We start from the raw sequence: 12,530 nt of genomic DNA on the forward strand, positions 1-12,530 counted from the left end.
CTAAATTACAGCCATGCATAAGATATTCAGCTTCGGATTCTGGAATTCCATCGCCAGCCTTATTCTTAGAAACAGGATCGCGATTATCATCCTGATAGGCGTTGCTACTTTTTTACTTTCCACGCAATGGAAAAATATGCGCTTCTCTTATACTGAAGCCAACCTGATGCCAGATGATCACCCGGTTAACATCAGTTACAATGATTTCCTGGATAAATTCGGTGAGGAGGGCAACCTTATTTTACTAGGGGTTCAGGATTCAGCGCTTTTTACTCCGGAAAAATTTGCCGCATGGAATGAGCTCACAAACAAGCTTACCACTTATCCGGAAGTAGATCATATCATTTCTCCGGCTAGTCTGCAGGAACTTAAAAAGTTCGAGGATCCGAAAAGATTTGAAATGGTGCCCGTTTTAAAAGATAGTATTCCGTCCAGCACCGAACTAAAGGAGTTCGAAAACAAGCTTTTTACGGAATTACCATTTTACGAGAACCTTGTTTTCAGCTCTCACTCTAATACCATTCAATCTGCATTATACCTGAACAAGGAACTGGTAAACACAAAAGCCAGGAAGATATTTGTTCTGGAAGAACTGGATCCATTGATTCAGCAATTTGAAAAAGAGCATGGTATCGACATTAGGGTTTCAGGAATGCCATATATCAGAACCCTAAACGCTCAGAATATCGTGGACGAAATTGGTCTTTTTATTCTGGCGGCTTTATTGGTCACATCTCTGATCTTCTTTTTCTTTTTCAGGTCTATTCGTGCTACGCTTATCTCTATGATCACCGTATGTATCGGGGTAATGTGGGCCTTTGGAGTCATCGGGCTTCTGCATTATGAAATTACGATCCTGACGGCACTTATCCCACCACTAATTATTGTTATAGGGATTCCTAACTGTATTTTCCTTATCAATAAATACCAACAGGAGATCAAGAAACATGGTAACCAGGCGAAATCTCTGCAAAGGGTGATCACCAAGGTTGGGAATGCCACCTTAATGACCAACCTGACCACGGCTTCAGGTTTTGCAACTTTTATCTTAACAGACAGTCAGCTGCTGAGAGAATTCGGGGTAGTAGCTTCGATTAACATTGTTGCAATTTTCATACTTAGTCTGTTGATCATCCCAATCATCTATAGCTATTTAAGACCTCCCAAAGACCGCCATTTAAAACACCTTAATAAAAGATGGATTGGTGGGTTTGTAGACTGGATGGAGAACATGGTTAGAAATCACAGAATTGCGATCTATATTTCATCGGTTGTACTTCTTGCAGCCAGTATTATTGGAATTTATACCATCAAGATCTCTGGAAGTATTCTGGAAGATATGCCTAAGAACACTACTTTTTATAAGGATGTAAAGTTCTTTGAAAGCGAGTTCGATGGAGTAATGCCTATGGAAATACTCATCGACACCAAAAGGCCTAAAGGTGTGATGAAACTTTCTACCCTGAAAAGGATGGATGAACTGGAAGAATTTATTGTGGATGTTCCTGAGCTTTCTAAACCACTTTCGGTTAACCGCCTTGTGAAATATTCTAAACAGGCATATTACAATGGAAATCCAAAATATTACCAGTTACCGTCCTCGCAAGAGCGTAACTTTATAATGCCTTACGCCAAGAGTCTTTCTTCCAACGAAGGCATCATGCAATCTTATGTAGATTCAACAGGTCAGTATGCCCGCATCACCACTTTTATGAAAGATGTTGGTACCGAAAAAATGGAAGAGATCGAAAACGATCTTTTGCCACAAATAAAAAAGATATTCCCTGAAGAAAGATATGATGTTTCTATTACTGGAAAGGCGCTGTTATTTCAAAAAGGAACCAACTACCTGGTAAGAAATCTTATCATTTCACTAGGCCTTGCGATCATATTAATAGCATTATTAATGGCCTGGATGTTCAGAAGTTTTAGAATGATCATTATTTCTTTGGTACCGAATTTACTCCCTTTATTGGTTACGGCCGGATTAATGGGCTTCCTGGGAGTTCCAATAAAACCTTCAACAATCCTGGTCTTCAGTATCGCCTTTGGTATTTCTGTGGACGATACTATTCATTTCCTGGCTAAATACAGGCAGGAATTAAAGGCCAATAACTGGAAGATCAAACGCTCGGTTTATGCAGCTTTAAGAGAAACCGGGGTAAGTATGTTCTACACCTCTATTGTATTGTTCTTTGGATTCTCTGTATTCATGATAAGTAGCTTTGGCGGAACGGTAGCACTCGGTGGGCTGGTTTCAGCAACTTTACTATTTGCCATGCTGGCAAACCTGCTATTGCTGCCTTCCCTGTTACTTTCTCTGGAACGTAGTATCGCCAATAAAAAGGTATTAAAAGAACCTTCTATGAAGATCATAGAGACCGAAGAGGACGAGAAAAATTTTAAAGCTGAAGAGCGAAAGAATTAAAAATGTTAATAAAACAGCCTGCTTGCTAAGCTTCAGGCGAAAAACTATCTTTGTTTTTTCTAAATTTCAACTAAATGATACAAGCAAAAGTCGCTGAAATACTGGAAAGCGATCAGTTTTTACAGGAACACCATATTAAAGGATGGGTACGCTCTTTCAGGAGCAATAGATTCATCGCCCTTAATGATGGTTCAACCCTAAAAAACCTTCAGTGTGTTATCGATTTTGAAAATACCGATGAAGACCTTATTAAAAGGATTAATGTTGGTGCTGCGATCTCTGTGAAAGGAACTTTAATAGAAAGCCAGGGAAGCCAGCAACGTGTGGAGATCGAGGTTACAGATCTTGAGATCCTTGGAGATGCAAATCCTGAAGAGGTTAAATTAACCATCTTATCTCCTAAGAAACACAGCATGGAGAAACTTCGTGAGCAGGCTCATTTAAGAGTTCGCACCAATACTTTTGGAGCGGTGATGAGAGTTCGAAGCAGGCTGTCTTTTGCTGTGCATAAATATTTCCAGGACAGGAACTTTTATTATGTAAATACTCCAATAATCACAGGAAGTGATGCTGAAGGAGCCGGCGAAATGTTCAAGGTTACGAATATGGACCTGAAAAATCCGCCAAAGAATGAAGACGGAAGTATCAATTATAAAGAGGATTTCTTTGGTAAGGAAACCAATCTTACCGTATCAGGACAGTTAGAGGCTGAAACTTTTGCTTTAGGATTAGGACAGGTTTATACTTTTGGACCAACCTTCCGTGCTGAAAATTCCAACACTTCCAGGCATCTTGCTGAATTCTGGATGATAGAACCCGAAGTTGCCTTTTGTGACCTTGACCAGAATATGGATCTTGCAGAAGATTTTATAAAATATGTCCTGAAATATATTCTGAAGCATTGTAAGGATGATCTCGAGTTTCTTGCCCAGAGACAGGAGAATGAAGATAAGCTTAAGCCAAAGGCTGAAAGAAGCGATATGAACCTTCTGGATAAATTGAACTTCGTTTTGGAAAATAACTTCAAGCGTGTAAGTTATACCGAGGCTATCGAAATACTAAAAAATTCCAAGCCTAATAAGAAAAAGAAATTCAATTATATCATTGAAGAATGGGGTGCCGACTTACAGAGTGAGCACGAAAGATATCTTGTGGAGAAGCATTTTAAATGTCCGGTGATCTTATTCGATTACCCAGCAGATATCAAAGCTTTTTACATGCGTCTGAATGAAGATGGCAAAACTGTAAGGGCGATGGATATTCTATTCCCGGGAATTGGAGAGATCGTTGGTGGAAGCCAGCGGGAAGAACGCCTGGACGTGCTTAAGGAAAAAATGGCCGAACTGGACATTCCTGAGGAAGAACTCTGGTGGTACCTGGACACCCGTAAATTCGGAACCTGTGTGCACAGTGGCTTCGGACTTGGTTTTGAAAGACTGGTTCAGTTCACTACAGGAATGGGAAATATTCGTGATGTAATTCCTTTCCCAAGAACTCCGCAGAACGCAGAATTTTAATTACTTGAAAATACTTGAAACCCATATTGTTCCTGCAATCTTTAAGAAAATAAGATTGCAGGAATATGCGGTTTCTGTTTTTACTTCCATACAAACCCGCAGCGGACTTAAAAAAGCGATCAAAAAGGGTTTGCTCCTCATTGATGGTCGAAAAGCAACTACTGCCGACTGGATTAAAGAAGGCCAAAAAATAGATCTGCTTCAAACCGAAAACACCTCCAAAAAGATCTTCCGTTTAAATATGGAAATAGTCTTCGAGGACAACCATATTGCGATAATTAACAAACCTACAGGTTATCCTACAAGTGGTAATTATTTCAGGACTATAGAGAATGCCCTTCCCCATAATTTAAGTCCTTCCAAAGATATTGGATCACTTCCTTATCCTCTTCCAGCCCATAGATTAGACAATCCTACTTCCGGAATTTTACTCTGCGCGAAAACAAGAAATTCACTGGCGAATCTTCAGAAGAGTTTTGCCTCAAAAAATATCCAAAAGACCTATTTCGCCCTGGTACATGGAAAAGTCTTTTCAAACAGGGTAATAGATTCAGAAATAGATGGAAAACCTGCAAAAACAGTAATCGGGCCAATTAATTTTTTTAAAATTCAGGAAGCATTTTATACGTTGTTAGAAGCAAAACCGTTAACAGGTAAAACACATCAAATAAGGATACATCTACATAGAGGTGGCTATCCTATTGTTGGTGATAAAATTTACGGTAAAGGTGAAAAAGGTTATTTTAAAAATAAAAATCTTTTCTTGTTCTCGGGGAAAGTAAAATTTTTACATCCGGTGACAACACAGGAAATGAACTTCAGCCTTCAACTACCAAAAAAATTTAGGGTCCTTGAAAATTACAGGATCTCTTAACAAAATTTTACCACAAACATGGATAGTGCCAAAGCGAGGTTGGCCTGTATTTTCCTTATTTTTGTTAGAGACGCAAAATTTTATGCTGAAGCAACAATTAAATTTTAAACTATCACAGAAGCTATCTCCACAGCAGATTCAGCTTATGAAACTCATTCAATTGCCCACCCAGGCATTCGAACAAAGGATTAAGCAGGAACTTGAAGAAAATCCGGCGCTGGAAGATGGAAAGGAAGAGAAAATTGATGAGTACGAAGATCTGGGAAATGAAAATTCGGCTGAAGATGATTATGATAGTGAAACCATAGAAACTGAAATAGATGTTGATGAATATTTAAGCGACGACGAAATTCCAAGTTATCGACTCAACACCAATAATTACAGTCCAGACGATGATGACAAACAGGTGCCTTATGCCGCAGGAACTTCGTTTACACAACATTTAAAAACCCAGCTTAGTACGGTAAGGCTTGATGAAACTGAAGAAGAGATCGCAGAATTTCTGGTTGGTAGTGTGGACGAAAGTGGATACATACGCCGTAGTGTTCAGGATATAGTTGACGACCTGGCTTTTACCCAGAATATTTATACCGACGAAGAAACTGTGGAAAAAGTGCTTCAGAAGGTACAAAAACTAGATCCTGCAGGTGTTGGTGCAAGAAGTCTTGAAGAATGCCTTCTTATTCAATTGAATCGTAGAGAACAAACGAAACAGGTTGAACTGGCAAAAGACATTATGGAACGCTCTTTTGATCATTTCAGCAAGAAACATTACTCAAAACTTCTATCCAGGCATGACATTACTGAGGATGAGCTGCGCGATGCTATCGAGGTGATAGAACATTTAAATCCTAAGCCCGGTGGAGCTTATTCAGGTAACACCAGAATGGTTGAACATGTGATCCCAGATTTCACCATTAAGATCGAAGATGGTGAACTACAGCTTTCTCTCAATGGACGAAATGCTCCGGAAATGCACATTTCCCGGGATTATAACAATATGCTTAAAGGTTATAAGGAATCAAAAGAAAAGACTAAAGCTCAGAAGGATGCGGTGATGTTCATCAAGCAAAAACTGGATGCTGCAAAATGGTTCATAGAAGCTATTAAGCAAAGACAACAAACTCTGATGGTAACCATGAGTTCTATCATGAACTACCAAAAAGAATACTTCTTAACAGGTGATGAGCGTAATCTAAGGCCAATGATCCTGAAAGATATCGCAGACGAAATAGAGATGGATGTATCTACGGTATCGCGGGTGGCAAATTCAAAATATGTTGATACACCCTATGGCACTAAGTTGATCAAGGAATTCTTTTCTGAATCAATGAAAAATGACCAGGGTGAAGATGTTTCGACCCGCGAGATCAAAAAGATCCTGGAAATGTCTATTGAAGAAGAGGATAAAAGAAAACCCTTAACGGACGAAAAACTCGCCAAAGTTTTAAAGGGAAAAGGTTATCCAATAGCAAGAAGAACTGTAGCAAAATACAGGGAACAGCTAGACATTCCAGTAGCCCGTTTACGTAAAGAAATTTAATGAAAGTATTACTTAAGGTTGCCTCCTACTTATTTCATCCACTGTGGATGCCGTTTGCAGGCAGTTTATTCTATTTCCTGTTTACTCCAAGGTTCTTCCCGGAAGAGATCATAAAAGCCAAGTTAATGGCTATTGCCATTATCACGATTTTTATTCCGGTTGTATTTTATTTCTTATTAAAAAATCTAGGGAGGGCCGAGAATATTTTCCTGGATAAAGTAGGTGAAAGAAAGTGGCCTCTATTCTTTTTTATTTTACTCAGCTTAATGGTACTGAACCAGGTACTAAACATATACAACTATCCGGCACTTTTCTATTACTTCGCAGGAATCCTCATTTCATCGGTCATTGCATATATATTCACCTGGTTTAGAATTAAAATAAGTCTGCATATGGTTGGGATTGCCGGACTGCTCATGTTCGTAATCGGTTTCTGTATTTATTTTCACCTGTACTTCATTTATACCATTAGCTTTTTAATAATTGCGGCAGGATTAAGTGCTTCTTCCAGGCTATATTACAAGGCACATACCAGGTTTGAACTTACTCTTGGCTTTTTTACAGGATTAGCACCACAATTGGCAATGTTCAGCCTGTGGTTTACAGAATATAGAATGTCAGACCTATTTTTAAGGTAGAAAGGCCTAGCTCCTCATTATCTACCGTTGCATCCTTAAAGAATGGGTTTAGCGCGTAATAGAATTGAAAGTTGAACGTATTATAGCCAAAAGTAAAGGTAGCTCCCATTCGAAATCTATCCAATTCTGAAAGATTATTCACAATAATCTCTTGCGTATTGTCCCTATACCGGCTTTTGAAATGGTATACATAGCCAAGACGAAAGCCTCCATAAATTCTCCAAAACTTATAGGAATCAAATGTGGAAGTTCTCCATCTAAACTCAATAGGCGCTTCAATTAGCTGGGTGGTAAACCGATTAGTACTGTAATCATCTTCTCCATCAAGGGATTCAAAAATTGTATTCCCCTCGCTATCCTTTCCTATAAAAAGATTTTGCCCGTAGGTGTTTATAGACCATCCAAGACCAACTCCCAAGGCTATATTCCGCCTTCTATTTAGAGGAAAGTCACGAATAAAACCAAGGTTTAGACCACCGGAAAAACTTTCCTGGGAAATATTGGATGGCCTTTCTGTAACCAAATTAAAATGAAAACCTGCATAGAATTGATCTTCCCGGTAAAGGCTATCAATAGTAAAAGGGACGGTATCTGGTATTTTATACTGTTCCTTTTCCTCCTGCGATTGTGAAAGGAAAGGCACTAAAAAGAAGAAGAAGAGAAATAAATTCTTACAGTTCATTACTGGTTGGATCTAAAGTTTAAATATAAAAAAACATCCTGTCTGGATTACCCAAACAGGATGTTTTATATAATTAAATAGAAAAGATTATTCAACGTTTTGCCGGGCATCACCTACAACGGTCGTGTAGTTGATTTTAAGCGCCTCAGCTTTTCTTAATTCCTGTTTAATATCAGAAACAAGTCCCATGTTCGTCTCTTCATCTACCTTTAAAGCAGTAGTTAGATAGGGAATTAATTCCTCTCTTTTAGACTCTCTTTCAGAATAGATAAACTGCTGTACTTCTTCAACACTCGCAAATTTATCGTTTAACTGAATTCGGGCTTCTGTTCCATATTGAGCCTGATATCTTTTGCTCGGTTTTCCGGCATAGATATACATGATCAAATCTTTCTTATCAAGTTTTTCAACCTGGTCAGCAAATGGTAATTTGTTTTGTACCATCAGGGTATTCTGACGCATTACCGTAGCAACCATAAAGAAAAATAAGAGCATGAAAACGATATCAGGTAAAGATGCCGTACTAATTGCAGGCAAATCTCCAGATTTCTTCTTTTTAAATTTAGACATAATTAAAGTCGTTTTCGTTTGTTAATGCTCTAGCTTGTTGGTTCGGCTTCAGATAATTTCTGCGGGATCATATTGGTAACCACATCGATCTTCTCTTTCAGAGCATCTTTGTCTCCGTTAAATTGCGGATCGTTGTATTTGTCTTCCATTTCTGTAAAAGACATCCCATACATACGCTGTGCTTCCCGATCTCTTAGCTGATTATAAGCAGCCACAAGTTCATTCTGTACTGCTATATAAGTACCATATTCAGTACCCCTGTTGTTTACTAACGAAATAATGGCCTTTTGAGGATTCACAGAAGAGTTTGGATCTTTCGCTCCCTGGCAGAAGCTACATGCTTCATCACCAGTTCCAGCTCCATTATCCAGGAATTCTACTGCTGCATCTCTAAGGTCAGAAATTTCCATTTCCTCATCTTCAACAAGTAATTGGTTATTACTATTAACCAGCACTGTAAAGATGTTACGCTGTTTAATTACCGGCGGCTCAACGTCTTCGGGTTGCCATGGCGGTAATTTCCTACTTATCCCGCTATCTGTCTCAATGGTAGTAGTTACCAGGAAGAAGATAAGAAGTAAGAAGGCGATGTCTGCCATAGACCCGGCGTTAACTTCCGGTGCTGATCTCTTTGCCATATTATTTAGCCAATTTTTTAATTCCAGAGAATACCATCGAAGCGATAGCGATTCCGGCAAGGATGTAGAAGGTAATTAAACCTGCTCCAACCCAGTGATCTCCAGATGCTGAAAGCATGCTACCGTCCTTAAGTTCCTTTGCTGTACCATCACTTAGTACATAAGCAATGATTACGATCACTAGAAATGATCCTATAGCAATTATCGTGTTCTTAATATTACCTCTGAACAAACCTACGATCACAAATATTGCAACTAGTACTACAACTGCAGCCAGTACCAAATAAGCAATCCACATGTAAGGGTCTAGATGACTCCCCTGAAGGTCTGCCGAGGCTTTAATGGCATCGTCTCCGGTGGCGATGATCCTTCCCAGAAGGATCATACCTATCACACCAAGAACAAGTGCCAGATATTTTAATATTTTATGTAAGGTCATAATTTACTTTGTCTTAGATTCGTTTTTTATTCTTGTAAGCTACTAGCATATCAATAAGAAGGATAGAAGCATCTTCCATATCGTTAACGATACTATCGATCTTAGCAATGATATAGTTGTAGAAAATTTGAAGAATAATCGCAACGATCAAACCAAATACTGTAGTAAGAAGTGCTACTTTAATACCTCCTGCCACAAGTGATGGCTGCATATCTCCTGCTGCCTCAATACGGTCGAAAGCCTGAATCATCCCGATTACAGTACCCATGAACCCAAGCATAGGAGCAAGTGCGATAAATAAAGAAACCCAAGATACGTTCTTTTCAAGTTGTCCCATTTGAACACCTCCGTAAGCAACAACCGCTTTTTCAGCAGCCTCAATGCTTTCGTCAGCTCTGTCCAGACCTTGATAGTAAATAGAAGCAACAGGTCCTTTTGTATTTCTACAAACTTCCTTAGCTGCCTCGATACCTCCACTGTTAAGAGCATCCTCAACATTCTGAGCAAGCTTCTTAGTGTTGGTAGTTGATAGGTTTAAAAAGATAATTCTCTCAATGGCGATAGCCAGACCAAGAATTAAACACAATAGAACGATCCCCATAAAGGCAGGACCGCCTTCGATGAAACGTTTTTTAAGCTCCTGGTGAAAACCAAGCTCTTCTTCTTCCATATCACCGGCTGCTGCTTCCTCGTCTTGTACAAAGGTCACAATCGTTCCTGGCAAAGTATTCGCGCTGTTAGCCGCCTTTAGATTGTAGGCCCCAAGAACCGTAATCGCGGCGATTACCAAAATAGAAAATAATCTTTTCATTACTGTTTGTCTTAATTTAATTAGTTAAAGGGTTAAAGATATAAATTATTTTTAATAAAACACTTAGCAGAGAGGAAGGGATTCGAACCCTCGATACGCTTGTGACGTATACACACTTTCCAGGCGTGCGCCTTCGACCACTCGGCCACCTCTCTGTTTATTGTTTAGGGCCGGCAAATAACAAAAAAAAAACTTTCCCGTCAAGTACCAACCGTTAATTTTAGGACATTTCACCTCTTAATGAGGTTTCGTAAATGGTCTTAAATACTTTAGGTGATAAATCTTTTCCTAAAAGATACATCAATTTTGAAACTGCAGCTTCAGTTGTTATGTCTTTTCCAGATACTACACCAATTTTCTTTAATCCCACACTGGTTTCATATTGACCCATGGTCACGCTTCCTCCAATACACTGGGTAACATTCACAATTCTAAGCCCTTCCTTGATCTTATTCTTTAAAATATCAAGAAACCACGGTGCATTAGGTGCATTACCGCTTCCATAGGTTTCAAGCACCACACCTTTCAAATTCTCCTTGGAAAGAATATGCTCTACAGTACTTGCTGTAATTCCAGGGAACATTTTTAAAACCAGCACTTCATTATCAAAACCCGTATGCAATTTCGTCTTTTGCTTACGGTTTGGCTTCCACAATGACTTATAATTCACAGATAAGTAAACCCCAGATTCGGCCAGAGCAGAATGATTCATGGACGCAAATGCCTGAAAATGTTCAGCATTCACCTTGGTTGTCCTGTTCGCACGGTATAGCTTGTACTCAAAATACAATCCTACTTCTGAAATCACAGGCTTCCCGTTTTTCTGTAATCCAGCAATCTGGATGCTGGTAATAAGGTTTTCCTTAGCGTCTGTTCGAAGGTCTCCAATAGGTAACTGTGAACCGGTAAAAATGATAGGTTTGGTTAAGTTCTCAAACATAAAACTTAAAGCAGATGCGGTGTAAGACATAGTATCACTTCCATGTAAAACCACAAAACCATCATAAAGATGATAATGATCATTTATGGTTCTGGCGATCATCTCCCAGTAAGCAGGATTCATGTTCGACGAATCTATAGGATCCTCAAAACTTAAGGTTTCAATTTCGTGCTCAAGGATCTTTAATTCGGGAATATTCTGGAGCAATTCATCAAAATTGAAGGCTTTGAGGGCTCCTGTCTCATAATCCTTGATCATACCAATGGTACCACCGGTATATATCAGCAGTATTCTTGACCTATTCTTCATCCAGAGCCATTTTATTGATCACAGGGTTTGCGTACATCAATAAATAACTATTTAAAGCCAGCGGATTTTTCACATCTACCCTTCTGCTTATCCTTCTATCGAACTGCCTTTTTTCCTTTTCGGTATATTCATCTTCGAACTTGTTATCGTTTTTCAACAGATCGAAGGCTATATAGTTTGCCGGCCATAATTTATAATTTCGATGAATGGAATTATCGATGAGTGTAGCCACTTCTTTCAACTGATCGTTTACAGACAGTCCTTTTTCTCTAATTGTATCAAAATCTTCAGCAGTCAGAACCTGCCCGGCATCTATCTGAATACGTCCTTTTTGGCCCATCGCCCCCTGCATGATACTATTAAAATCTTCATTAGCCGATTTCTTATACTCTTCCTGCATTCTTTTTGCCATAACTTCTGGCATCTTCAACATATCGGTAGGATCGAATTCGTAAGAGATTGCTACAGGCACGATCTTCAATTTGGCGAAATAATCCAGGATATCATCCTTAGCCTTGGCCATTCCCAGCATCTTCAACACTCCTTGCTGGGTAAAGTCATTTCCATCTTTAGTCCTTCCTTCTCTTTGAGCCATCCACACCGATCTATTATCCTCATCAAGAAGCTTTTTAATATATTCTGAAAGCTTCATGGAACTTTTCAGCATTTCCCGGGGACTCTGACCTCGAAGTACAAGAAAATTCCTGTTCAATCTGGAAAGGGCCATCAAAAACGGCTTCTGTACCAAATTATCACCAATGGCAGAAGCTGTCATGATCAAATCATGATTATGAAGGGTATAATTTAAAAGACAGGTATCAAGAATAATATCCCTGTGGTTTGAGATATAAAAATAGGAATCATCCTTATCGAGATCTGCAAACCCATTATCGCTAAGACCTTCACTTGTTTTTTCCAGAACCTTCTCCACACTTAGGTAGATCACTTTGGTTTGAAAATCTGCTATGGAATGACATTCCTGAACGATAGCTTCGATATCTGAAGTTCCAAGCTCAGGAAAAGTAAATTGCAGCAAGGCCTTAACCATAGGATGTTTCACATACTCCTGCAAGGCAGTATGCACCTCATCATCCTTATAAAATCTTATATCATCAAAATTTTGCACCTATATCCAAATTAT

12 protein-coding genes and 1 tRNA gene are annotated in these 12,530 nt (G+C 39.0%); 5 read left to right on the top strand and 8 right to left on the bottom strand.

Features of this window, described 5'->3' with window-relative positions:
- The first annotated feature begins 13 nt into the window (after nucleotides 1–13).
- The 5 genes from ML462_RS02520 (at nucleotide 14) to ML462_RS02540 (ending at nucleotide 7,000) form a co-directional block, all read left to right on the top strand.
- Nucleotides 14–2,428 carry an efflux RND transporter permease subunit gene (locus ML462_RS02520; RefSeq protein WP_240712155.1) on the top strand — a complete coding sequence of 805 codons (2,415 nt, stop codon included), beginning with the start codon at nucleotides 14–16 and terminating at the stop codon, nucleotides 2,426–2,428.
- A 74-nt stretch (nucleotides 2,429–2,502) separates the two neighbouring features.
- Complete coding sequence (gene asnS / locus ML462_RS02525) at nucleotides 2,503–3,945, top strand: asparagine--tRNA ligase (protein WP_240712156.1); 1,443 nt, start codon at nucleotides 2,503–2,505, stop codon at nucleotides 3,943–3,945.
- 4 nt (nucleotides 3,946–3,949) lie between these two features.
- Nucleotides 3,950–4,819 carry an RluA family pseudouridine synthase gene (locus tag ML462_RS02530; protein ID WP_240712157.1) on the top strand — a complete coding sequence of 290 codons (870 nt, stop codon included), beginning with the start codon at nucleotides 3,950–3,952 and terminating at the stop codon, nucleotides 4,817–4,819.
- 82 nt (nucleotides 4,820–4,901) lie between these two features.
- Nucleotides 4,902–6,362: an RNA polymerase factor sigma-54 gene (gene rpoN / locus ML462_RS02535; RefSeq protein ID WP_240712158.1), complete on the top strand. Its 1,461-nt coding sequence runs from the start codon at nucleotides 4,902–4,904 to the stop codon at nucleotides 6,360–6,362.
- Nucleotides 6,362–7,000, top strand: a complete 639-nt coding sequence (locus ML462_RS02540) for a hypothetical protein (protein ID WP_240712159.1) — start codon at nucleotides 6,362–6,364, stop codon at nucleotides 6,998–7,000. Before rpoN ends, ML462_RS02540 begins: the two co-directional genes overlap by 1 nt.
- Here the strand turns inward: ML462_RS02540 and ML462_RS02545 are convergent.
- From ML462_RS02545 to ML462_RS02580, 8 genes are all read right to left on the bottom strand, one after another.
- Nucleotides 6,963–7,682 (bottom strand): porin family protein, encoded by a 720-nt coding sequence (locus ML462_RS02545; protein ID WP_240712160.1) that lies wholly within the window; start codon nucleotides 7,680–7,682, stop codon nucleotides 6,963–6,965. The genes ML462_RS02540 and ML462_RS02545 overlap by 38 nt on opposite strands.
- An 87-nt stretch (nucleotides 7,683–7,769) precedes the next feature.
- Nucleotides 7,770–8,252, bottom strand: a complete 483-nt coding sequence (locus ML462_RS02550) for an ExbD/TolR family protein (protein ID WP_240712161.1) — start codon at nucleotides 8,250–8,252, stop codon at nucleotides 7,770–7,772.
- Between the two features lie 29 nt (nucleotides 8,253–8,281).
- Nucleotides 8,282–8,890, bottom strand: coding sequence for an ExbD/TolR family protein (locus tag ML462_RS02555; RefSeq protein WP_240712162.1), 609 nt, complete (start codon nucleotides 8,888–8,890; stop codon nucleotides 8,282–8,284).
- A gap of 1 nt (nucleotide 8,891) precedes the next feature.
- Nucleotides 8,892–9,329 carry a hypothetical protein gene (locus ML462_RS02560; protein WP_240712163.1) on the bottom strand — a complete coding sequence of 146 codons (438 nt, stop codon included), beginning with the start codon at nucleotides 9,327–9,329 and terminating at the stop codon, nucleotides 8,892–8,894.
- 13 nt (nucleotides 9,330–9,342) lie between these two features.
- On the bottom strand, nucleotides 9,343–10,140 hold the full coding sequence (locus ML462_RS02565) for a MotA/TolQ/ExbB proton channel family protein (protein ID WP_240712164.1): 798 nt from the start codon (nucleotides 10,138–10,140) through the stop codon (nucleotides 9,343–9,345).
- 67 nt (nucleotides 10,141–10,207) lie between these two features.
- Nucleotides 10,208–10,295: transfer RNA gene (locus tag ML462_RS02570), tRNA-Ser, on the bottom strand.
- 65 nt (nucleotides 10,296–10,360) lie between these two features.
- Nucleotides 10,361–11,389: an asparaginase gene (locus tag ML462_RS02575; RefSeq protein WP_240712165.1), complete on the bottom strand. Its 1,029-nt coding sequence runs from the start codon at nucleotides 11,387–11,389 to the stop codon at nucleotides 10,361–10,363.
- Entirely contained in the window at nucleotides 11,379–12,515 is a 1,137-nt protein-coding gene (locus tag ML462_RS02580) for a 1-acyl-sn-glycerol-3-phosphate acyltransferase (protein ID WP_240712166.1), read from the bottom strand. Before ML462_RS02580 ends, ML462_RS02575 begins: the two co-directional genes overlap by 11 nt.
- Between the last annotated feature and the right edge of the window lie 15 nt (nucleotides 12,516–12,530).

The organism is Christiangramia lutea (assembly GCF_022489035.1).
Taxonomy (GTDB): Bacteria; Bacteroidota; Bacteroidia; order Flavobacteriales; family Flavobacteriaceae; genus Christiangramia; species Christiangramia lutea.